Origin of the sequence: Tepidimonas charontis (assembly GCF_007556685.1) — a bacterium.
In the GTDB taxonomy this organism is placed as follows: domain Bacteria; phylum Pseudomonadota; class Gammaproteobacteria; order Burkholderiales; family Burkholderiaceae_C; genus Tepidimonas; species Tepidimonas charontis.
Genome location: NZ_VJON01000001.1, coordinates 105100 through 127210, shown reverse-complemented (window position 1 = coordinate 127210; position 22111 = coordinate 105100). Strand labels below are relative to the sequence as shown.

General features: G+C 67.6%; 21 protein-coding genes. 20 read left to right on the top strand and 1 reads right to left on the bottom strand.

Annotated elements, in window-relative coordinates:
- Nucleotides 1–121 precede the first annotated feature (121 nt).
- The 18 genes from Tchar_RS00605 to Tchar_RS00520 all read left to right on the top strand — a co-directional run bounded on the left by Tchar_RS00605 (nucleotide 122) and on the right by Tchar_RS00520 (nucleotide 18467).
- Nucleotides 122–1885, top strand: a complete 1764-nt coding sequence (locus tag Tchar_RS00605) for a TonB-dependent receptor plug domain-containing protein (RefSeq protein WP_161595422.1) — start codon at nucleotides 122–124, stop codon at nucleotides 1883–1885.
- A gap of 4 nt (nucleotides 1886–1889) precedes the next feature.
- On the top strand, nucleotides 1890–3242 hold the full coding sequence (locus Tchar_RS00600; RefSeq protein WP_144327157.1) for a cobyrinate a,c-diamide synthase: 1353 nt from the start codon (nucleotides 1890–1892) through the stop codon (nucleotides 3240–3242).
- A gap of 47 nt (nucleotides 3243–3289) precedes the next feature.
- Complete coding sequence (locus Tchar_RS00595; RefSeq protein WP_144327156.1) at nucleotides 3290–4102, top strand: ABC transporter substrate-binding protein; 813 nt, start codon at nucleotides 3290–3292, stop codon at nucleotides 4100–4102.
- A complete protein-coding gene (locus Tchar_RS00590; RefSeq protein WP_144327155.1) occupies nucleotides 4095–4679 on the top strand; it encodes a bifunctional adenosylcobinamide kinase/adenosylcobinamide-phosphate guanylyltransferase in 585 nt (194 codons plus the stop codon). Before Tchar_RS00595 ends, Tchar_RS00590 begins: the two co-directional genes overlap by 8 nt.
- The gene (locus Tchar_RS00585) at nucleotides 4676–5575 is read left to right on the top strand and encodes an ABC transporter substrate-binding protein (RefSeq protein ID WP_144327154.1); all 900 of its coding nucleotides are present in this window, start codon (nucleotides 4676–4678) and stop codon (nucleotides 5573–5575) included. Before Tchar_RS00590 ends, Tchar_RS00585 begins: the two co-directional genes overlap by 4 nt.
- Entirely contained in the window at nucleotides 5572–6609 is a 1038-nt protein-coding gene (locus tag Tchar_RS00580) for a FecCD family ABC transporter permease (protein WP_144327153.1), read from the top strand. The genes Tchar_RS00585 and Tchar_RS00580 overlap by 4 nt, the downstream gene beginning before the upstream one ends.
- Nucleotides 6606–7448 carry an ABC transporter ATP-binding protein gene (locus tag Tchar_RS00575; protein ID WP_144327152.1) on the top strand — a complete coding sequence of 281 codons (843 nt, stop codon included), beginning with the start codon at nucleotides 6606–6608 and terminating at the stop codon, nucleotides 7446–7448. The genes Tchar_RS00580 and Tchar_RS00575 overlap by 4 nt, the downstream gene beginning before the upstream one ends.
- An 18-nt stretch (nucleotides 7449–7466) precedes the next feature.
- Nucleotides 7467–8048: a cob(I)yrinic acid a,c-diamide adenosyltransferase gene (gene cobO, locus Tchar_RS00570; protein ID WP_144327151.1), complete on the top strand. Its 582-nt coding sequence runs from the start codon at nucleotides 7467–7469 to the stop codon at nucleotides 8046–8048.
- A gap of 127 nt (nucleotides 8049–8175) precedes the next feature.
- A complete protein-coding gene (gene bioB / locus Tchar_RS00565; RefSeq protein ID WP_144327196.1) occupies nucleotides 8176–9165 on the top strand; it encodes a biotin synthase BioB in 990 nt (329 codons plus the stop codon).
- 53 nt (nucleotides 9166–9218) lie between these two features.
- Nucleotides 9219–10259, top strand: coding sequence for a CobD/CbiB family cobalamin biosynthesis protein (locus tag Tchar_RS00560; RefSeq protein WP_144327150.1), 1041 nt, complete (start codon nucleotides 9219–9221; stop codon nucleotides 10257–10259).
- A complete protein-coding gene (locus Tchar_RS00555) occupies nucleotides 10256–11356 on the top strand; it encodes an aminotransferase class I/II-fold pyridoxal phosphate-dependent enzyme (protein ID WP_236640068.1) in 1101 nt (366 codons plus the stop codon). Before Tchar_RS00560 ends, Tchar_RS00555 begins: the two co-directional genes overlap by 4 nt.
- The gene (locus Tchar_RS00550) at nucleotides 11353–12888 is read left to right on the top strand and encodes a cobyric acid synthase (protein WP_236640067.1); all 1536 of its coding nucleotides are present in this window, start codon (nucleotides 11353–11355) and stop codon (nucleotides 12886–12888) included. Before Tchar_RS00555 ends, Tchar_RS00550 begins: the two co-directional genes overlap by 4 nt.
- Nucleotides 12889–12925: 37 nt before the next feature.
- Complete coding sequence (gene cobT / locus Tchar_RS00545) at nucleotides 12926–13978, top strand: nicotinate-nucleotide--dimethylbenzimidazole phosphoribosyltransferase (RefSeq protein WP_144327149.1); 1053 nt, start codon at nucleotides 12926–12928, stop codon at nucleotides 13976–13978.
- Complete coding sequence (locus tag Tchar_RS00540; protein WP_328592021.1) at nucleotides 13975–14805, top strand: adenosylcobinamide-GDP ribazoletransferase; 831 nt, start codon at nucleotides 13975–13977, stop codon at nucleotides 14803–14805. Before cobT ends, Tchar_RS00540 begins: the two co-directional genes overlap by 4 nt.
- Before the next feature lie 76 nt (nucleotides 14806–14881).
- Nucleotides 14882–15631 (top strand): histidine phosphatase family protein, encoded by a 750-nt coding sequence (locus Tchar_RS00535; RefSeq protein ID WP_201739262.1) that lies wholly within the window; start codon nucleotides 14882–14884, stop codon nucleotides 15629–15631.
- A gap of 209 nt (nucleotides 15632–15840) precedes the next feature.
- Entirely contained in the window at nucleotides 15841–16101 is a 261-nt protein-coding gene (locus Tchar_RS00530; protein WP_144327147.1) for a DUF4212 domain-containing protein, read from the top strand.
- A gap of 16 nt (nucleotides 16102–16117) precedes the next feature.
- The gene (locus Tchar_RS00525) at nucleotides 16118–17971 is read left to right on the top strand and encodes a sodium:solute symporter family protein (protein WP_144327146.1); all 1854 of its coding nucleotides are present in this window, start codon (nucleotides 16118–16120) and stop codon (nucleotides 17969–17971) included.
- A 136-nt stretch (nucleotides 17972–18107) separates the two neighbouring features.
- Nucleotides 18108–18467, top strand: a complete 360-nt coding sequence (locus tag Tchar_RS00520; protein WP_144327145.1) for a hypothetical protein — start codon at nucleotides 18108–18110, stop codon at nucleotides 18465–18467.
- Nucleotides 18468–18485: 18 nt separating this feature from the next.
- Here Tchar_RS00520 and ppsR read toward each other — a convergent pair whose 3' ends face one another.
- A complete protein-coding gene (ppsR, locus tag Tchar_RS00515) occupies nucleotides 18486–19298 on the bottom strand; it encodes a posphoenolpyruvate synthetase regulatory kinase/phosphorylase PpsR (RefSeq protein ID WP_144327144.1) in 813 nt (270 codons plus the stop codon).
- 177 nt (nucleotides 19299–19475) lie between these two features.
- Between ppsR and ppsA the strand changes: the two genes are divergently transcribed.
- Entirely contained in the window at nucleotides 19476–21869 is a 2394-nt protein-coding gene (gene ppsA, locus Tchar_RS00510) for a phosphoenolpyruvate synthase (protein WP_144327143.1), read from the top strand.
- 4 nt (nucleotides 21870–21873) lie between these two features.
- Nucleotides 21874–22104 (top strand): hypothetical protein, encoded by a 231-nt coding sequence (locus Tchar_RS00505; RefSeq protein ID WP_236640066.1) that lies wholly within the window; start codon nucleotides 21874–21876, stop codon nucleotides 22102–22104.
- The last annotated feature ends 7 nt before the right edge of the window (nucleotides 22105–22111 follow it).

The window sequence follows — 22111 nt, the reverse complement described above, 5'->3', positions numbered from 1 at the left end:
CCAGCAACGTGTTTCTATCATGTGCGACGGAATGAATCGCGCCCGTGTGGCGTGCGTGCCTGCGGCCGTGTTGGCTTTGTGCGGCGGGTTTAACGCGTCTGCGTCGGCTCAGGTGACGCAGATGGATGAAGTGGTGGTGACGGCGACGCGGGTGGCTACGCCGCTGACGGATCTGCTGGCCGATGTGTCGATCATCGACCGAGCGCAACTCGAACAGGCCGGGATGCAGTCGCTCATCGATGTGCTGGCGAATCTGCCTGGCGTGCAGGTGTCCTCCAATGGGAGTTACCGCTCCAATTCGGGGGTGTTTCTGCGTGGGGCTACCTCCTCCCAGACCATTCTGCTGATCAACGGGGTGCGCGTGGGCTCTGCGACGTCCGGGGGCTACTCCCTGGAAAACTTGCCGCTGGATCGGATCGAGCGCGTCGAGGTACTGCGCGGCGCGGCTGCGGCGCTGTACGGTCCCGATGCAGTCGGTGGCGTGATTCAGGTATTCACCCGCGAGCCCCAGGAAGGACTGAGGCGTTCGGCTTCCGTGGGAGCGGGGACGGATGGGCAGCGTAAGCTGGGAGCCTCGTTGCAAGGGCAGACCGGCGACTGGGGCTACAGCCTGGGGGCCACCCATGAGCGGGCCAAGGGCATCAACGTCAAGCTGCCTGGCGCTTCCGGCTTCAACCCCGATACGGACGGGTTCAAATTCTCTAGCCTCGACGCCAGCCTGCGCTACCGGGTCAATGCCCAGCATGCGGTGTCTGCCCAGGTGCTGTTCAGCGACGGTGAGTACGATTTCGATGGTGCGCCATCACCCAATCCCCTGGGTCTGAATGCTGCCACCGCCCGGGCCGTGGCGCATCCTCGCCTGCAGCAGCAGGTGCTGAAATGGACGGCCGACTGGACCGCCGACTGGACATCGACCTTGACGTACGGTCGCTCTCGGGACGTCTCGGTCAACCGCTACTGGCGCATCGCTGACGGAGCGCCCGCCGGCGCGAGCCGTTTCAACACCACCCGCACCCAACTCGTCTGGCAAAACGACATCCGTTGGGGGCGCGACACGCTGAGCCTGATCGCCGAGCAGCGTGAGGACGAGGTGGACAGCACGACCCTTTACACGGTTTCGGCACGCACTGTGCGGGGGCTGGCGGCCTCGTATGCGATGAGAGGGCAAGATTGGGATGGACTGGCTACCGTGCGACATGACCGCAACTCCCAGTTCGGCAGCTTCAATACCTGGGCGCTGTCGGCTGGTTACAAGCTCAGCCCGTCGCTGCGGCTGGTGGGCAGCATGGGCACGACCTTTCAGGCGCCCAGCTTCAACCAGTTGTATTTCCCTGGCTTTGGCAACCCCGAACTGACGCCTCAGAAAGGCCGGGCACATGAAGTGGGCTTGCGCTATCAGCAGGGACCCACCCGGGCCAGCGCCGTGCTGTACCGCAACCGGGTCGAAGGCTTCATCACCCCTTCGACCAATGTGCAGTCCAACTTGGCCGTGCTAGAGGGCGTGACGCTGACGTGGGATCAGTCCTGGGATGCGACGGCGCTGTCGGTATCCTATGACTATGCCGATCCGCGCCTCAAGCCCAGCAACGACCGTGTGGTGCGGGTGGCCCGCCACGTGTTGCGTACCCAGGTCAGCCACCGGCAGGGGCCCTGGCAGTCTTTCGCCGAACTGCGCTTGTCGAGCGACCGTGAGGATACCTTATGGCCGGGACGGGTGAGGCTGCCTGGCTATGGGGTGTTGAATGTGGGGGCTACCTATCACATTCGTCCGAACCTGAGCTTGCAGGCGCGGCTGAACAACCTGACGGACAAGACCTACTCGCTGGCCAATGGGTTCACCACACCTGGGCGCAATCTGTTCGTCTCGCTGAACTGGAACGACTGACCCGATGCCGAACGTGCCCGCCCGCTGTCCCACGCTACTCATTGCTGCCCCGGCCTCGGGGCAGGGTAAGACGACCGTGACGGCCGCGCTGGCGCGCCTGTTGACGCGGCGCGGCTGGCGGGTGCGGGTGTTCAAGTGCGGGCCGGATTTTCTGGACCCGCACTGGCTGGCGCTGGCCAGTGGGCAGCCGGTGGACAACCTTGATCTGTGGCTCAACGGCGAGCGGGATGTGGCTGCGCGGCTGCACGCTGCCGCCAGCGAGAACGACGCGATCCTGATCGAAGGGGTAATGGGGCTGTTCGATGGCGAACCCAGTGCGGCAGATCTGGCCATGCGCTGGCGCATTCCGGTGCTGGCGGTGGTGGATGCCAGTGCCATGGTGGGGACGGTAGGTGCGCTGGCCTATGGTCTGCGTCACTACCGCCCGCGGCTTCCCTGGGCAGGTGTGCTGGCCAACCGGGTGGCCAGCGATGGGCACGCGGCGATGGTGCGGGCCGCTGTGGAGGCCGCCCCCGACGGTGAGACAGCTGTGGGGTGGTTGGGAGCGTTGCCGCGGCAGGCGGCGTTCGTGCTGCCTGAGCGCCATCTGGGCCTGACGGTGGCTGCCGAATTGCCCGATGCCTTGGCCCGTTTGGATGCGGTGGCCGATGCGCTGGCGTTCACCCCGTTGGGTCTGATGGACGAGGCAGGTTGGCAACGCTGGGTAGCAGAATTTGCGTCAGAGCCCTCGGCAAACGAGCCTACGCCTCAGTTCTTGTACGGGCGCACCGTCGCAGTGGCACGTGATGCGGCCTTTGCGTTCATCTATCCGGCCAATGTGCAGATGCTGCGTGAGCTGGGGGCTGAGGTGGTGTTTTTCTCGCCGTTGGCCGACGAGCCGCTGCCGCCGTGCGATGCGGTATGGTTGCCGGGCGGCTATCCGGAGTTGCATGCAGCCGCGCTGGCTGCGGCCACGCGTACTCGCGAAACCTTGGCCGCGCACGTCGGGGCGGGCCGACCGGTGTGGGCCGAGTGTGGTGGTATGCTGGCGCTGTGCGCCGGCATCACGCTTGTCGACGGCGTACGCATGCCGCTGTGGGGGCTGCTGCCGGGCGAAGTGTCGATGCACAGTCGCTTGGGGGCCCTGGGGCCGCAAGCGTGGCGAACGCCCCATGGCGAGCTGCGGGGGCACACGTTTCACTACTCGACATTGCAGACCGCATTGACGGCGGTGGCCCACACCATGCCAGCCCGCGCCCATGGTCGGACGGAGGCGGTGTACCGGCACGGCAGTATCCAGGCGAGCTACTTCCATGCATGGTTCGCATCGTCGCCCCGAGCGACGGCTGCGCTGTTCGGTGCGGAGGTCGGTCAATGAGTGCGGCTGAGGGCCTGGCTTTGGTTGGCGCTCACTCTCCCAGCGAAATGCGCTGGGGCCCCCAGCACATCGTTTGTCTGACGGAGGAAACCACCGAGTGGCTGTATCTGCTGGGGCAGGAATGGCGCATCGTGGGCATCAGCGGCTACACGGTGCGCCCGCGTCGGGCGCGGGAGGAAAAGCCCAAGGTCAGCGCCTTTTTGAACGCCAAGATCGACAAGATCCTGGCGCTGGATCCGGACTGCGTGTTCGGCTTTTCTGATCTGCAGGCCGACATTGCCGCAGCGCTCATCCGCGCCGGCGTTCAGGTGACGGTGTTCAACCAGCGCAGCGTGGCGCAGATCGAGTCCATGCTGTATCAGGTGGCGGCGATGGTGGGTTGTGCGGAGGAGGGTGCGGCGCGTCTGGCGGCGATGCGAGCGCGGCGCGACGCGATTCACGCCGAGGTGGCGGCGCTGCTGGCGCAGGGGCGGCGGCGTCCGCGCGTGTATTTCGAGGAATGGGACGAGCCGCCGATCAGTGCCATTCGCTGGGTGTCGGAGCTGATCGACGTGGCCGGCGGCGAGGACATCTTCCCCGAACTCGCGGCCCAGCCGCTGGGCAAGCAGCGCATCGTCGCCGACCCGACTGAGATCGTGCGGCGTGCGCCGGATATCGTCATTGGCTCGTGGTGTGGCAAGAAGTTTCGCCCGGACAAGGTGGCGGCGCGCCCGGGCTGGGCCGAGGTGCCCGCAGTCCGCACCGGTTCGCTGTTTGAAATCAAATCTGCCGACATTCTGCAGCCGGGCCCCGCGGCGTTGACCGACGGGCTGGAGCAACTGCACCGCATCGTGCGGGACTGGATGGTGCGCCATGGCTGACAGCGCAGTGCGTGAGCTGATCGTCGGTGGACAGAAGAGCGGCAAGTCGGCCCGCGCCGAGCAGCTGGCCACCCAGTGGCTGGCGGCCGGCGGTGGACGGCGCGCGCTACTGCTGGCCACGGCCGAAGCGCGCGATGCGGAGATGCGGGCGCGCATCGAACGCCATCAACGTGAGCGGGCGGCCCGCGTGCCCGGCTTGCAGACACTGGAGGTGGGGGTTGACCTGCCCGAGCAGTTGCTGCGGCAAAGCTCGCCGCAGGCGCTGCTGGTGGTGGACTGCCTGACGCTGTGGCTGACGCAACTGGGTTGGCCTGCACGCGCCCCAGCGTATCACCGCCCAGACCCGAACGCGTGGGAAGCCGCCACCGAGGCGTTGGTCCAGGCACTGTCCGCCACTGCCGGCCCAGTGGTGCTGGTGAGCAATGAAATCGGCTTGGGCGTCATTCCCCTGGCACCCGAGGTGCGCGGTTTCGTCGATGCGCTGGGGCGGCTGAACCAGCGGGTGGCGGCGATCTGCGAGCGCGTGACGCTGATGGTGGCCGGTTGCCCCTTGGCGGCGAAAGGAGGGCCGGCATGACCGTTGGGCACCTGTTGCCGGTGTGCCTGTGGCGCATCGTGCTGACGCTGCTGGCGTGGGGCTGGGTGGCGTGGGCGCTGGCGCAGCCCATCACGGTGATCGACGACCGGGGCCGCACCGTGACACTGCCCGCGCCGCCGCAGCGGGTGGTGTCGATTCTGCCCTCGCTGACTGAGACGGTGTGCGAGCTGCAGCAATGCCACCGGCTGGTGGGCGTGGACCGTTACTCCAACTGGCCCGCAGCGATCGCCACGCTGCCGCGCGTGGGCGGCGGGATTGACCCCAACATCGAGTCCATCGTGGCTTTGCGCCCGGACGTGGTGCTGGTGGCCGTGTCCAGCCGCGGCAGCGAACGGCTGGAGGCGCTGGGGGTAAAAGTGGTGGCGCTGGAGCCCAAGACGCATGCGGACGTGCAGCGCGTCATGGGCAAGGTGGCGCAGGTGCTGGGCCTGCCGCCGCAGCAGGCGCAGCGGATCTGGCGCCAGATCGACGCTGCGGTGTCGGCCGCGGCGCAGTCGCTGCCGCCCGAAGTGCGGCGCTTGCGCGTGTACTTCGAGGTCAACCGCGCGCCGTACGCGGCCGGGGCGTCCTCATTTATCGGGGAAACGTTGGCCCGCTTGGGGGCACAAAACATCGTGCCTGCCGAGTTGGGGCCGTTTCCGAAGCTCAATCCGGAGTTTGTGGTGCGCGCCAATCCGGACGTGATTCTGGTCAGCGAGCGCAATTTTCCCGATCTGACCGAGCGGCCTGGCTGGGGACGCATTCGCGCCGTGCGCGAGGGGCGGCTGTGTGTGTTCCCGAACGAGCAGGCCGACACCATCATTCGCCCCGGGCCCCGCCTGGCCGAGGGCGCCCGCCTGTTGGCCGACTGTCTGCGCAAGCACGCCCAGCCATGAGTGCGCCCGGCTCATGTTCCCTGTCGTCGCAGGCCCCGGCGGCCCTGGCCGCGCATCGGCTGGGATGGGGGCTGGCCGTGGTCTTGGTGGGTGTGGCGGCGGTGCTGGCCCTGCTGGGCTTGGGGGTGGGCAGCACCGGCGTGGAGCCGGTATGGGCGCTGCTGGCCGATCCGGTGGCGACGCACATCGTATGGGACATTCGCGCACCGCGCACGCTTGGGGCGTGGGCGGCCGGCGCTTTGCTGGGGCTGGCGGGGGCGGTGGCGCAGGGGCTGTTCCGCAACCCGCTGGCCGATCCGTTTTTGCTGGGCAGCGCATCGGGCGCGTCGCTGGCGGTGGCGCTGGCTTTGGTGGGGTTAGGGGTGTCGCCGTTTGCCACGGTGTGGGTGGTGCGCCTGGGGCTGACCGGCGCGGCCTTCGTGGGCGCGGTGGGCGCTGTCCTGCTGACGCTGACCCTGGCGCGTGGCGTGCAGCACACCTACCGGCTGCTGCTGGCCGGGGTGGTGGTGGGCATGGTGCTGGGGGCGTTGACCTCGCTGGTCACCCTGCTGGTGCCGGAGGTGTTGCAGGCCATGCAGGCCTTCCTGCTCGGCTCTACCGGCTACGTGGGGTGGTCGGCCTGGGGCATCATGATGACGACCGGTGTGGTCTGCCTGCTGGCGGCGGCCGCGCTGGCCAGGGGGCTGGATGCGCTGACGCTGGGCGAGGCCACGGCGCAGAGCCTGGGGGTGCCGCTGGCCGCGTTACGCGCCGCATTGGTGGCGGTGCTGGCGCTGGCCACCGGCACGGCGGTGGCGCAGACCGGGCTGATCGCGTTCGTGGGTTTAGCCGCGCCGCACATGGTGCGCGCGCTCATCAAAGCCACCTATGCGCGGCTGCTCGCGCTGTCCAGCCTGATGGGCGGCGTGTTGCTACTGGCGGCCGATTTGCTCGCGCGTGGTTTGTTGGCCCCGCAGGAGATTCCGGTGGGTGTGCTGACCGCCGTGCTGGGCGGAGGGTACTTGCTGTGGTTGATGTACCGGCGAGCGGCATGAGTACCCAGACCCGTCAGCCTGCAACCGCTGCGCCCGCGGTTGGCCGCGCTGCGGCGGGGCCGGTGGCACTGCAAGCGCGCGGGCTAACTGTCACGGTGGGGCCGCCTCACGCCCGGCGGGTGGCCGTGTCGGGGCTGGATGTGGCCATTGCCGCCGGGCGCTGGACCGCCATCGTGGGCCCGAACGGTGCCGGCAAATCCACCCTGCTGCGGGCCTTGGCAGGGCTGGCGCCGGCTCACGGGGAGATCGTTTTGCTGGGGCGGCCATTGGAGCAATGGTCTTGGCGTGAGCGTGCGCGCTCGCTGGCCTGGCTGGCCCAGGGTGGCGTGGCCGACGCAGGCGCTGACGATTTACGGGTGTGGGATGTGGTTATGCTGGGCCGTCTGCCGCACCAGGGGTGGTTGGCAGCCCCCAGCCCGGCTGATCACGCTGCGGTGGAGGCGGCGTTGCGTCAAACCCACGCGTGGGACTGGCGCGAGCGCGCGTTCGGCACGCTGTCCGGTGGCGAGCGGCAACGCGTGCTGTTGGCACGGTTGCTGGCAGTGCAGGCACCGGTGCTGTTGATGGACGAGCCGCTGTCTCATCTGGACCCGCCTCATCAGGCCGATTGGTTGGCGTTGGTGCGGGCGTTGGTGACCGAAGGACGCACCGTCGTCAGCGTGCTGCATGAGGTCTCTCTGGCCCTGATGGCCAACGATCTGGTGGTGATGCGCGAGGGTGCAGTGGCGTACGCTGGGCCGGTGGACGATGCTCGGGCGCACGAGGCGTTGTCGGCCGTCTTCGACCACCGACTGCGCATCCAGGCCGTCGATGGCCGCTGGGTGGCGCTGCTGCAGTGAATGGAAAGGCTTTGCCTTATGCAGCTCGAGTCTCCACCTACCGAAAAACGTTACGACAAGCCCGAAGGCGAACGCCGAGGTTTGCTCATCGTTCATACTGGCGACGGCAAGGGCAAGAGCACGGCGGCCTTCGGGTTGGCGTTGCGGGCGCTGGGCCGCGCCCATGTGCACGGGCGGAAGGTGCGCATTTTCCAGTTCATGAAGGTGCCCACAGCCCGCTTTGGAGAGCATCGCATGTTCGAACAAATTGGCTTGCCGATCGAGGGGCTGGGCGATGGCTTTAGTTGGAAAAGCCGCGATCTGGAGCGATCCGCTCAACTGGCCCGGGATGGCTGGCTGCGCGCCAAGGCGGCCATTCTCGACGGAAACCATTTTTTGGTCGTTCTGGACGAGATTACCTACCCGCTGATATACGGCTGGTTGTCGCTCGATGAGGTACTGCATACCTTGTGCAAGCGCCCTCGCGATGTGCACGTTTGCCTGACGGGGCGGCGTTGCCCGTCCGAGCTGATCGAGGTGGCCGATACCGTGACCGAGATGAAACTGATCAAGCACGCTTTCCAGGCCGGTATCCCGGCACAGCGCGGGATTGAAGATTGACCGTGCGCCGAGGATGCGGAACGCAGGCAAGGTTGTTGCCGAGAAGGAGATTGCCCATATGTCTGAAACGATTGAAAAACCAGTAACGGTGTTTTGTCGGCAAACGCTTCGACCGACCGTGGCTGAGATGTCAGAGGCGACAGAGACGGACACCGCCACCGCAGCTGATAGGCCCCAGCGCTGGCACGTCGAAGACGTGCTTGCGTTGCTGAATCTGCCTCTGCCCGAGCTGTTGTACCGTGCCCAGACAGTGCACCGGCAGCACCACGACCCCACGCACATGGAGCTGGCGACGTTGCTGTCGATCAAAACCGGTGGCTGCCCCGAGGACTGCGGCTATTGCCCGCAATCGGCGCACTACGACACGGGCGTCAAGGCTACCAAGGTGATGTCGCCGCAAGAGGTGCTCGAAGCCGTACGGGCCGCCAAGGCGGCCGGGGCAACGCGTTTTTGCATGGGGGCAGCGTGGCGCGCGCCCAACGACCGCGATCTCGAAAAGGTCGAAGCGTTGGTGCGCGTGGTCAAGGACGAGGGGCTGCAAGCCTGCTGCACCCTGGGCATGCTCAGCCGTGAGCAGGCGCAACGTCTCAAAGAGGCGGGGTTGGACTACTACAACCACAACCTGGACACCGCACCCGAGATGTACGGAAACATCATCACCACGCGCGATTACCAAGACCGGCTGCAAACGCTGCAGCACGTGCGCGACGCCGGCATTCACGTCTGTTGCGGCGGCATCGTGGGGATGGGCGAAACACGCACCGGCCGCGCCGGGCTGATTGCGCAGCTGGCTAACCTCGCCCCCTACCCGGAGTCGGTGCCCATCAACCACCTGGTGAAGGTGCCCGGCACGCCGCTGGCCGACCAGCCAGACCTCGACCCACTGGAGTTTGTGCGCACCGTGGCGGCGGCGCGGATCACCATGCCACGCGCCAAGGTGCGTCTGTCGGCCGGCCGGCGCCAAATGGACGAATCGACCCAGGTGCTGTGCTTTTTGGCAGGTGCCAACTCCATCTTCTACGGCGATAAGTTGCTGGTGACCGGTAACGCCGACGTGCAGGCCGACCAGGCACTGCTGGCGCGGTTGGGTATGCACACTTCCATGGGGGCAGCGTGAGCCAGTGGCTGGCGTCCGTACCCGCGGAGGCCGGAATATCCGACCCGGCGACCATGGCAGTTTGGGCAGCGTTGTCGCCCGCAGTGATCGGCGGGGCCGTGCTGATTGCGTTGGCCATCGACCGCTGCTGCGGCGAGCCTCCCGCCTGGCTGCACCCCGTGGTTGGTATGGGCCGTTTTTTGGCCGCTGCGGGGCGCTGGGCAGCGCCCCCCGCAGTCGCGGAGGACAGATCAGCAGCGGCACGCGCGCTGGCAACCATGCAAGCGACCACGGGGAGATCATCTCTTGGCCCCTTGCTGCGCGGCGTTCTGGCGTGGTTGATGGGAGCGATTGTGGTGGTGGCCATGGCAGGCGCGCTGCAGGCCCTGGCGCGCGACTGGCCGGCATGGGTGCAGGCGGCGTGGCTGGGGCTGTGGCTCAAGCCACTGTTCGCTTGGCGTCTGCTGCGCGACGAGGTCACGGCGGTGGAGGCTGCCCTTGCACAGTCGCTGGATGCAGGACGCGCGCAGGTGGCGCGGCTGGTCAGCCGCGATGTCGATTCGCTGGACGAGGGGGCGGTGCGCGAGGCAGCGCTATCGACCCTGGCCGAAAATCTCAACGACTCGGTCGTGGCACCGTTGCTGTGGTTCGCGGTGCTGGGCCTGCCCGGAGCCGCGCTGTACCGTTTTGCCAACACGGCCGATGCCATGTGGGGCTACCTGGGCGCGCGCCATGGTCGCGACTGGACGTGGGCGGGCCGCTGGGCCGCGCGGGCGGATGATGTGCTGTCGTGGCTGCCGGCACGCTTGACCGCGCTACTGCTGGCTCCGGCGTGGTGGTGGGGCATGCGCTGGTCACGCCTGTGTACAGAGTCGGCGCGAACCCCCTCGCCCAACGGGGGCTGGCCCATGGCAGCTTTGGCGCTGACCCTAGGGGTGTGCCTGCGCAAGCGCGGGGTGTACGCGCTCAACCCCAGTGGCCGGCCCCCACTGCCGGCCGATACGCCACTGGCGATCCGGCGCTGCGCGGCGGTGGTCGCTGTCCTTGCCGCAGCGGCAGCCGCCGTGGTGCTGGTGGCTGGCCCAACGTCGGCAATCTCAGGAGGGCAGGCGTGAGAGGGCGCGAAGCGTGGGTGCGCATACACGGCGGCCCCGACGTCCATGGTGCCGTGCCGTGGGATTTCTCCACCAACGCCAACGCCTGTGGGCCGTGCCCCACCGCGTGGCAGGCCGTGCAACAGGCCGACGCCACGCGCTATCCCGACCCCAGTTACACCGAGCTGCGCCGTGCGCTGGCCGACTGGCACGGCGTGATCCCTGAGCGTGTGCTGGTGCTGGGCAGCGCCAGCGAGGGCATTCAGCGCCTGACGGCCGCTTTTCGCCTGCGGGGGGCGCGGCATGTGCACCTGCCCCGGCACGGGTATGGCGACTACCGTCATGCCGCTCGCGCCTGGGGCCTGTGCGAAGTCAAGCAACCGGCGCACGCCGACCTGGTTTGGTTGTGTGACCCGGGTAGCCCACAAGGGCAACCGCAGAAGCGCGACGTCGTGGAGGCGGCGCTACAGGCCCCCAGCGAACGCAGTGTGGTGCTGGATGCCGCGTACGCGCCGCTGCGCTTGTATGGGGCGGACGCGCTGACGAAGGACGAGCTGCGGCGAGTGTGGCAAATTTGGACTCCCAACAAGGCCCTCGGCATGACCGGGGTGCGCGCCGCGTACGCCATCGCTCCGGAGGGTGCTGAGGAGGACGTCACCCGAATGGAGGCACTGGCGCCATCGTGGCCGGTGGGAGCTCATGGCGTCGCGCTGCTGCGCGCCTGGGTGCAGCCGCAGACGCAGCGCTGGCTGGCCGACAGCCGCCAAACCCTGGCTGCTTGGGCCGAGGCTCTGCGTGCCCGATTGGAGCCACTGGGCTGGATCTGTGCGCCCAGCGTGACCCCCTTTTTCTGCGCCCGCCCGCCGCAGCCGCTGGACGCCGCCGCCCTGCGTACCCATGGTGTGCGCTTGCGCGATGCCACGTCCTTTGGCCTGCCGGGCTGGTGGCGCATGAGTGCGCAGCCGCCGCAGGCGGTCGACGCCCTGGTTGCTGCTTGGCAGGCCGCAATATCGTCTGCGCCGCGCGAGGCGTGTGCGACCCGGGCGCACCTCGATGCGGGTGGCGCGCGCGTCTCCATGGATTGCGTCCAGCATGCGCGCGGGGAGGGCCGGGCGTGAGCGCACGCTGCGTCATGGTGCTGGGGACCTCCAGTGGCGCGGGCAAAAGTTGGCTGGCCACCGCGCTGTGCCGTTACTACGCGCGCCAAGGACTGCGCGTGGCCCCTTTCAAGGCGCAGAACATGAGCAACAACGCGCGCGTGGTGCCCCTGCCCGGCGGCGTCGGTTCGGAATGGGGTGCGGGTGGCGACACGGGGGGCACTGGCCCTGTGGGCATTGCTGCCGGCAGTGGTGGTGAGGGCGAAATCGGCTCGGCCCAATATTTCCAGGCACTGGCCGCCGGCGCTACCCCGGACGTGCGCATGAATCCGCTGTTGCTCAAGCCCGAGGCCGACACGCGCAGCCAGGTGGTGTTGCTCGGGCGCATGCAGCCCGACTTGGCCGCGCTGCCGTGGCATGCGCGCAGCGAGCGCGTCTGGCCCATCGTTGCCGCGGCGCTGGACGACTTGCGCGTGCAGTACGACCTCATCGTCGTCGAAGGCGCGGGCTCGCCTGCCGAGATCAATTTGCAGGCCAGCGACATCGTCAATCTGCGCGTGGCCCGCTACACCCAGGCGCGCTGCCTGCTGGTGACCGATATCGACCGCGGCGGCGCCTTTGCCCACCTGTACGGTACGTGGGCCTTGTTACCCGACGATGTGCGCGCCCTGCTGCGCGGCTTCGTGCTCAACCGTTTTCGCGGTGACGCGGCGCTGCTGGCCCCGGGGCCGCAGCAACTGCGGGCGCTCACCGGCGTGCCTACTCTGGCCACCTTGCCCTTGCTGCGCCAGCATGGTCTGCCGGAAGAAGACGGTGTCTTCGACGACCGCTGCGGCGCCGCTGGCGCCGTGCACACCACCGTGGCCATCATCGCCTACCCGCGTCTGAGCAATCTGGACGAGTTTCAGCCGCTGAAAAACGTCGAGGGGTTGCGCCTAGTATGGGCGCGTCGCCCTGCCGACTGCGTGGGCGCCGACTGGATCATCCTGCCTGGCTCCAAGGCAACGGCGGCCGATCTGGCCTGGCTGCGCGCGCAGGGGCTGGATGCGGCGATTGCCCAGCACGCCGCGTGCGGCCGGCCCGTGCTGGGCATATGCGGCGGCCTGCAGATGCTGGGTGAAGCGCTCGTCGATGTCCACGGCATCGATGGCAATGCCCCCGGTTTGGGGCTGCTGCCGCTGGTGACCGCGTTTGCGCCGGACAAGACCGTGCGTCGCAGCACGGCGCGCTTTGGCGTCTGTCATGGGCCGTGGGCCGCCTTGTCCGGGCTGCCCGTGCATGGGTACGAGATCCACCACGGCCGCACCGTGCCGCACCCGGCGCTGTGGGGGCGCGGCGAGCGCGCGCACGAGGTCATCCCCGCGCTGGCCTGGCAAAACGCCGCCGGCAACGTGCTGGGTCTGTATCTGCACGGGCTGTTCGAAGACGCGGGCGTGCTGCACGCCCTCTTCGGGGCGCGTGCCCGCCCGCTGCAGGCGGTGTTCGATGCCCTGGCCGATTGTGTCGAGGCCCACTTCACCGCGGGCGCGCTCGATGCGCTGAGCGCCCCTTGAGTCAGCCTTTTCCCACCCACGACGAGGAGTCCCTGCCATGTTCGATACCTTGCCCGACGTGCCCGACATACACGATCCGACCTTGGCCGAGCGCTTGCAAGCTCTGCTGGACGACAAAACCAAGCCGCTGGGCTCGCTCGGTCGGCTGGAGACGCTGGCGCAGCGTCTGGGCCTGATCCTGGGCAGTGAGGCGCCGCTGCTGCGCGATCCTCAGCTGCTGGTGTGTGCCGCCGACCACGGCCTGGCGGCGCGCGGCGTGTCGGCCTACCCCAGCGACGTGACCTGGCAGATGGTGGAAAACTTCTTAGCCGGTGGCGCGGCGGTCAGTGTCTTGGCGCGCCAGCACGGCCTGGCGCTGACGGTGGTGGACTGCGGCGTGCGCCGCACCTTCGCGCCCCGCCCCGGCCTGGTGGACGCCAAAGTCGGCTGGGGCACGGCCGACAGCAGCGAGCAACCGGCGATGACCGTTGCGCAGTGCGCGCAGGCGCTGGCCAACGGGGTGGATTTGGTACGCCGTTTGCCCGGCAACGCGCTGTTGCTGGGCGAGATGGGCATCGGCAATACCTCGGCCGCATCGCTGCTGATGAGCCGGCTCACCGGGTTGGACATCGCCGACTGCACCGGCGCCGGCAGCGGGTTGGACGCCGACGGGGTGGCGCGCAAAATCGCGCTGCTGCGGCAGGTGCTGCAGCGCCACGCCAATGCCAGCGAGCCGCTGGACGCGTTGGCTGCGCTCGGTGGCTTCGAAATCGCCACCCTGGTGGGGGCGGTACTGCAGGCCGCCGCCGAGCGGCGCGTCATCGTGGTGGATGGCTTCATCACCAGCGCCGCGGTGTTGGTGGCGGTCAAGCTGCGCCCGCATGTGCTGCAGCGCTGCGTGTTCGCCCATCGCTCCGGTGAGCGCGGGCACGCCTTGCTGCTGGCCCACTTGCGCGCCGAGCCGCTGCTGGATCTGGGCCTGCGCCTGGGCGAAGGGTCTGGTGCGGCGCTGGCGTGGCCGCTGCTCGTGTCGGCCTGTGCCATCCTGCGCGAAATGGCCAGTTTTTCCGCTGCCGGGGTGTCGCGGCGCAGCGCGAGCCAGCCGGCATGATCGTGCGCGGCGTGCGCCACTTTTTGCTGGCGCTGCAGTTTTTCACGCGCATCCCGGTGCGTGGCCGGCTGGCCGCTTGGGTGGGCTATTCGCCGGCCATGCTGCGTGCCAGCGCAGCGCATTTTCCGGGCGTCGGCTGGGTGGTGGGAACGTGGTGCGGGGCGGTTTTTGCGTTGGCGATCCATATCTTTGGCGCCAACGCCGCCGGCGCCGCGCTGGCTGCGGTGCTGTCCACCGCTGCCGGTGTCTGGCTCACCGGCGCCTTCCATGAAGATGGCCTGGCCGACACCGCCGACGCGCTCGGCGGTCACGTCAGCCGCGAGCGCGCGCTGGAAATCATGAAGGATTCGCGTATCGGCAGCTACGGCACACTGGCGGTGCTGCTGGCGCTGGCGTTGAAGTTGGCGCTGCTGGTGTGGCTGACGCAGGCGCTCGGACCGCTGGCGGTGGCGTGGGGACTGTTCGGCGCCCACGTCACCTCGCGTACCGCGCCGCTGCTGACGATCGCGACTTTGCCGCACATCGGCGACACCGCCACGTCGAAGAGCAAACCGCTGGCCGATCGCATCGGGGTCGCCGCGCTCGGGGTGGCGGGGCTGTGGTGTGCGGCGGCGCTGGCCGTGCTGGTGTGGGCCACACCGCCGGCGCCCTGGTGGGCCGGGGTGCTAGGGGCGCTGCTCGGCTGGAGCTGGATGTGGCACCTGCTGCGTCGGCGCCTGGGCGGTTTTACTGGGGACACCTTGGGCGCGACGCAACAGCTCGCCGAACTGGGATGGTGGCTCGGGCTGGCCATGGCGTCGGCGCTGGTTGGGGGAGGCTTCGCTTGAGAACGCGCGGTCGTGCGGCAGGCGTTGGAACTCGTCCGTGCCACCGATTCCGGGGCGGGAGGGGCGCGCCGTGACGATGCCGACGTTGTGGCTGGTACGGCATCCCGCTGTGGAAGGCGCTACTGGGCGGTGCTATGGACGGCTGGACCTGAGGGCGCAGCTGGCGGCCGTGGCGGCGGTGGCCCAGCGGCTGCATGCCCGCCTGCCGGCGCGGGCGAGGGTGGTGTCGTCGCCGGCGGCTCGGGCGTGGGGGTTGGCGCAAGCGCTGTCGGCGCTACGTCCGACCATGCCGCCGCCGCGCATCGATGCACGCCTGCACGAGCTGGACTTTGGTGCCTGGGAGGGTTGCCCGTGGGACCAGATACCGCCCGCAGTGCTGGATGCCTGGTGCACGGACTTTGCCCACTACGCCCCCGGCGGCGGCGAGTCGGTCGCCGCCTTGCTGGGGCGCGTGCGCGCGGCGTTGCGCGATCTGTTGGCCTTGGGCGGCGGTGACACGGGTGTGAGCGGCTGCGCCACAGGCGCGGGTGCCGGTGGCCCCACCGCAGACGGCGAACGGCCGGCGTGGGTCTGGATCACCCACGCCGGGGTCATCCGTGCGGTGCGCTACACCGTGCGCCACGGCTGGGACGCCACACCAGCGGCGCCACACCAGTGGCCGCAGCGGGCTCCGGGATTCGGGGCCATCCTCCGAGTGCCCCTGCAGCGGCTGGCCCTGTCCGCCAGGTCAGCCCGGCCCCTGGCGTGTGCAGCGGCCGCGCCACTGCATCTGGCCACGGGATGGTGCGCTGGCCGCGGTGCGGCCGGCACCTCGAAAGAAGGATGATTTCTCCACCTGAGGGCGGGCGGCCCCATCGGGATCGTGTCAGTGTCTAGGGACTTTCCCTAGGTTGGGCGCCCGCGTCCCCGTTTCATCAGCCGCGTGTAAGGCAGCGCCCGGATAGTCGGGCACAGCATCATTGCGCGGTCCTGCGCGGTGCGCTACGCAGGCGGCCCGTCCGCTCGTCGATTGTGTGTGTATCCGAGGAGAGTCTCATGTCCCAAGACAGCAACGCCCGGGCCTATTGGTCCGCGACGCTGGGGCTGCTGGCCAAGGTATTGGTCATCTGGTTCCTGGTGTCGTACGGCGCCGGCATCCTGTTCGTGGAGGCGCTCAACAGCATCAAGCTGGGGAGCTATCCGCTGGGCTTCTGGTTTGCCCAGCAAGGGTCCATCTACGTGTTCATCGCGCTGATCTTCTGGTACGCCAAGAAGATGGGCGAGATCGACCGTAAGTTCGGCATGGCCGAAGACTGATCCGAAGGAGCGCACCATGAGTTTGCAACTCTGGACTTATCTGGTCGTTGGCGCGACCTTCGCGCTGTACATCGGCATCGCGGTGTGGTCGCGCGCCGGCAGCACGTCCGACTTCTACGTCGCCGGCGGCGGGGTGCACCCGGTGACCAACGGCATGGCCACCGCCGCCGACTGGATGTCGGCAGCCTCGTTCATTTCGATGGCGGGCCTGATCTCCAACATGGGCTACGGCGGCGCCGTGTTCCTGATGGGCTGGACCGGCGGCTACGTACTGCTGGCTTGCCTGCTCGCGCCGTACCTGCGCAAGTTCGGCAAGTTCACCGTGCCCGAGTTCATCGGTGACCGCTACTACTCGCAGGCCGCGCGCAACGTCGGCGTGATCTGCCTGCTGGTGGCCTCCATCACCTACATCATCGGCCAGATGACCGGGGTGGGCGTGACGTTCTCGCGCTTCCTGGGCGTGTCCAGCGACATGGGGATCTACATCGGCATGGCGATCGTGTTCGCCTACGCGGTGTTCGGCGGCATGAAGGGCATCACCTACACCCAGGTGGCGCAGTACATCGTGCTGATCGTGGCCTATCTGGTGCCGGCGTTCTTCATTTCGCTGGCGCTCACGGGCAATGTCATTCCTCAGCTCGGCTTGGGGGCAGACCTCAAGGGCACCGATGTGTCGCTGCTGGCCAAGCTGGACCTGGTGCTGAAGGACTTGGGCTTTGGGGAGTACACCACCGCGGTGGCAGGCAACAAGCTCAACATGTTCTTCTACACCGTCTCGCTGATGATCGGCACGGCCGGCCTGCCGCACGTGATCGTGCGCTTCTTCACGGTGCCGAAGGTGGCCGATGCCCGTGCTTCGGCGGGTTGGGCGCTGGTGTTCATCGCGCTGCTCTATACCACCGCGCCGGCGGTGGGGGCGATGGCACGCTTGAATCTGATCGGTACGGTCAACACGACCGTGGGTGTCGAGCCCGATCCCGCCGGTGGCATCCGCGTCAACGCCGAGCGCGTGAAAGCGGGCGGCGACCCCTTCGCCCCGGAGGCTGCGCTGCCCTATGAGCAACGCCCCGACTGGTTCAAGCGCTGGGAAAAGACCGGTCTGCTGAAGTTCGAAGACAAGAACGGTGACGGCCGCATCCAGTTCTACAACGACAAGACCAAGAATGCCGACGTGCTGGCCAAGGCCGAAGCGGCGGGTCTGAAGGGCAACGAGCTCACCGTCAACGCCGACATCATCGTGCTGGCGAACCCGGAAATCGCGCTGCTGCCCAACTGGGTGATCGCGCTGGTGGCTGCGGGTGGTCTGGCGGCGGCGCTGTCGACCGCGGCGGGGCTGCTGCTGGCGATTTCGTCGGCCATCTCGCATGACCTGATCAAGGGTGCCATCAAGCCCGACATCAGTGAAAAAGCCGAACTGCTGGCCGGCAAGATCGCAATGGCGGTTGCCATCGTGGTGGCGGGCTACCTGGGCCTGAATCCGCCGGGCTTTGCGGCGGGGACCGTGGCGCTGGCCTTCGGTATCGCGGCCTCGACCATCTTCCCGGCGCTCATGATGGGTATCTTCAGCAAGAAGGTTACGGGTGCTGGCGCCATCGCGGGCATGCTGTCGGGCCTGTTCGTGACGCTGTTCTACGTGTTCGCGCACAAGGGCATCTTCTTCGTCAAGGGCACCGAGTACCTCGATCTGATCGGCGGCGCCAACAGCTTCTTCGGTGTCACGCCCGAGGCCTTCGGCACCGTGGGCGCCATCGTGAACTTCGTGGTGGCGTTTGCGGTCAGCGCGGTGTCCAAGCCGGTGCCGGCGCACATTCAGCAGCTGGTCGAGTCGGTGCGCGTGCCCAAGGGCGCGGGCGCTGCGGTCGGTCACTGAGACCGATGAAGTGGGGCGCCGCGTGGTGCCTTGCCCGTCGATCGTGGGCGGGGGGCGGCATCAGCCGCACCTTGCCGTCCAGTGGCTCTGCCGGACGATCCGGCAGAGCCGATCGTTTTCGGAACATCGAACCGCCATGGTCAGTATCTATCCGATCAAGATTTTGTTTTTTCTGGCGCTGTTTCCGATTGCCTTCGTTTGGCTGCGGCGCGCCTGGCGCATCGCCGTGCGGCGCGACTTTTCTGAGGTGGCCTTGAAAAAAGGCGAGCCACCGCCCGACGCCGCGCGCTGGGCGCCCTACGAGCTGGCGCTCGATCTGGTGGCCGGCGGCGTGCTGGTGGGCGTGATCGTGTCCGTGCTGTTGGGCTGGGTCGAATACCAGGATTGGGTGGCGGTGGCCGGCAGCACGCTGTGGATCAAGATATTTTTTTCGTTCGCACTGTCGCGTCACGCGCACGGATTTGCCGCAGGCCAGCGTAGCGCACCGCGTGCGTGACTGGCGGCGTATGCCGTCTCAGGCGCGGGCCTCCAAATCCTGCCGGATCAGGGTGGCGATCTCTTCGATCGACTTGTGGGTGGTTGACAGCACCCGAATGCCGGCGCGGCGCATCAGCGCTTCGGCCTCGCGCACCTCGTAGCGGCAGTTCTCCAGGCTGGCGTAGCGCGAGTTTGGGCGTCGTTCGTGGCGAATTTCACTCAAGCGCTGCGGGTCGATGGTCAGGCCGAAGAGCTTCTTTTTGTGCGGCAGCAGCGCGGCAGGCAGCTGGCGGCGCTCGAAATCGTCCGGGATCAATGGGTAGTTGGCGGCCTTCAGGCCAAATTGCAGCGCCAGGTATAGGGACGTTGGCGTCTTGCCACTGCGGCTGACCCCCACCAGAATCACGTCTGCCATCTCCAGGCTGCGGTCGGTCTGGCCGTCGTCGTGCTCCAGCGTGAAGTTGATGGCCTCGATACGGTCGTGGTACTCGCGGCTGCGTGTGACATCGGAAAAGCGCCCGACGCGGTGGTTGGATTTCATGCCCAGCTCCAACTCCAGCGGCGCGATGAAGGTGCCGAACATATCGATCAGCAGCCCGGTACAGTCACGTCGCAGCACCTCCAGCGCCTCTTCGTTGACCAGGGTCGTGAACACCAGCGGGCGCTTGCCGTCCACCTGCGCCGTGTGATTGATCTGTCGCACCGCCTGGTGCGCTTTTTCAGCGCTGTCGATGAAGGGCAGGCGCACCATCTTGGGTCGGATTTCGAATTGCGCCAGCAGCGCGCGCGCAAAGGTTTCGGCGGTGATGCCGGTGCCGTCGGAGACGAAGAAAGCGGTGCGGTGGGGCATGGGGAGCGAAGGTAGGGCCAATTACAATGCCGCCATTATCGCGACCGCTGCACGGGTCCTGCATCTGCGTGGGCCGCGCCGGACCAGAACAACGACTCGAAAGTCCCCGCGCCGCCACGCCCAAGGTGTTCCTGCTCGGGCGCGCACCCGGTTTTTCATCATCGAGGAGTGTTCACCATGTCTTCCCTGTTCCCCCCTGATGCGCTGGTCGTGCCGTTCGAGCAGCTGCGCATGTCCGACGTCGAGGCCGTCGGTGGCAAGAACGCCAGCTTGGGCGAAATGATTTCGCAATTGCCGCAAGGGGTGCGCGTGCCCACCGGTTTCGCCACCACGGCGCACGCGTTTCGCGAATTTCTCAAGCACGACGGCCTGGCCGAGCGCATCCATGCCAAGCTGGCGGCGCTGGACGCCGACGATGTGCGCGCCCTGGCGGCCACCGGGGCCGAAATTCGCGCCATGGTCGAGGCGCAGCCGTTTCCGCCGGCGCTGGAGCAAGCCATTCGGCAGGCCTTTGCGGCGCTCGACGGCGGGGTCAACGCCAGCTACGCGGTGCGCTCGTCGGCCACCGCCGAGGACCTGCCCGACGCCTCCTTCGCCGGGCAGCAGGAAACCTTTCTGAACGTCAGCGGCATCGACGAGATCCTGCACAAGATCAAGGAAGTTTTTGCCAGTCTCTACAACGATCGCGCCATCAGCTACCGCGTGCACAAAGGGTTTGCGCACAGCGAAGTGGCGCTGTCGGCCGGCGTGCAGCGCATGGTGCGCTCCGACCTCGGGGCATCGGGCGTGATGTTCACCATCGACACCGAGTCGGGCTTTCCGGACGTGGTCTTCATCACCGCCAGCTACGGGTTGGGGGAAACGGTGGTGCAGGGTGCCGTCAACCCGGATGAGTTCTACGTCCACAAGCCGATGCTCGAGGCTGGCAAGCACGCCATCATCCGCCGCAATCTGGGCAGTAAGTTGATCCAAATGGTGTTTGCGTCCCCCGAAGAGAAGGCCGCCAGCGGCAAGCTGGTCAAGACGGTGGACGTGCCGCTGGAGCAGCGCAACCGCTACAGCCTCACCGACGCCGAGGTGCTGGAGCTGGCGCGCTACGCGCTGGTCATCGAGCGGCACTACGGGCGCCCGATGGACATCGAGTGGGGCAAAGATGGCATCGACGGACGGATCTACATCCTGCAGGCGCGTCCCGAAACCGTCAAGAGTCAGTCCGCCGGACAGGTCGAACTGCGCTACAAACTCAAGGCCAAGGGGGCGGTGCTGGCCAGCGGTCGCGCCATCGGACAGAAGATCGGTACCGGCAAGGTGCGCATCGTGCACTCGATCGCCGAGATGGACAAAGTGCAGCCGGGCGATGTGCTGGTCACCGACATGACCGATCCCAACTGGGAGCCGATCATGAAGCGCGCCAGCGCCATCGTCACCAACCGCGGCGGGCGTACCTGTCACGCCGCCATCATCGCGCGCGAGCTGGGCATTCCAGCAGTGGTGGGTTGCGGCAACGCCACCGAGGCCCTCAAGGATGGGCAGTTGGTCACCGTCAGCTGCGCCGAGGGTGACACCGGCCACATCTACGAAGGTCTGCTGGAGACCGAAGTCACCGAGGTGCAGCGCGGCGCCATGCCCGAGCTGCCGGTCAAGATCATGATGAACGTCGGCAACCCGCAGCTGGCGTTCGATTTCGCCCAGATTCCCAACGGCGGGGTGGGGCTGGCGCGGTTGGAGTTCATCATCAACAACAACATCGGCGTGCACCCCAAGGCGATCCTGGACTACCCGAATGTGGACGCCGACCTCAAGCGCGCCGTGGAGTCGGCCGCACGTGGCCACGCCAGCCCGCGCGCCTTCTATGTGGACAAGGTGGCCGAAGGCGTGGCGACGATCGCGGCGGCTTTCTGGCCCAAGCCGGTGATCGTGCGTCTGTCGGACTTCAAAAGCAACGAGTACCGCAAGCTCATCGGCGGCAGCCGCTACGAGCCCGACGAGGAAAACCCGATGCTGGGTTTCCGCGGCGCGGCGCGCTACATCAGCGACGACTTCGCCGAAGCCTTTGCGATGGAGTGCGAGGCGCTCAAGCGCGTGCGCGAGGACATGGGCCTGACCAACGTGCAGGTGATGGTGCCGTTCGTGCGCACGCTGCAGCAGGCGCAACGCGTCACCGAACTGTTGGCGGCCAAGGGTCTGAAGCGGGGTGAACACGATCTGAAGCTCATCATGATGTGCGAAATCCCCAGCAACGCCATTTTGGCCGAGCAGTTTCTGCAGTATTTCGATGGCTTCTCGATCGGCTCCAACGACCTGACCCAGCTCACCCTGGGGTTGGACCGCGACTCGGGGCTGGAGCTGCTGGCGCACGATTTCGACGAGCGTGACCCAGCCGTGACGGCCCTCATCGCCCAGGCCATCCGCGCCTGCCGCGCCCAGGGCAAGTACATCGGCATCTGCGGCCAGGGTCCCAGCGATCACCCGGATTTCGCCCAGTGGCTGATGGAGCAGGGCATCAGCTCGATCTCGCTCAATCCGGATACCGTGATCGAGACCTGGCAGCGCTTGGCGGAGCGCGCCTGAGCTCGTGCCCACCGGAGACAGCGTCGTGCGCCCCTTCGGTTCTTCGCCGACCGCACAGCGGCTGTGGGCCATGTTCGTGGCGGGCGTGGCGGCGGTCAATTTTCCGCTGCTGGCGCTGTGGGCCACCTGGGCCCAACAGTGGGGGGCGGCGGCGCCCTTCGTCGTGGCGCTGTTTGCTGTCTGGGCGGTGCTGATCGCCGCCTTGGCCTGGATCGTGGAGCGGGCGCCAGACTGACGGCGCA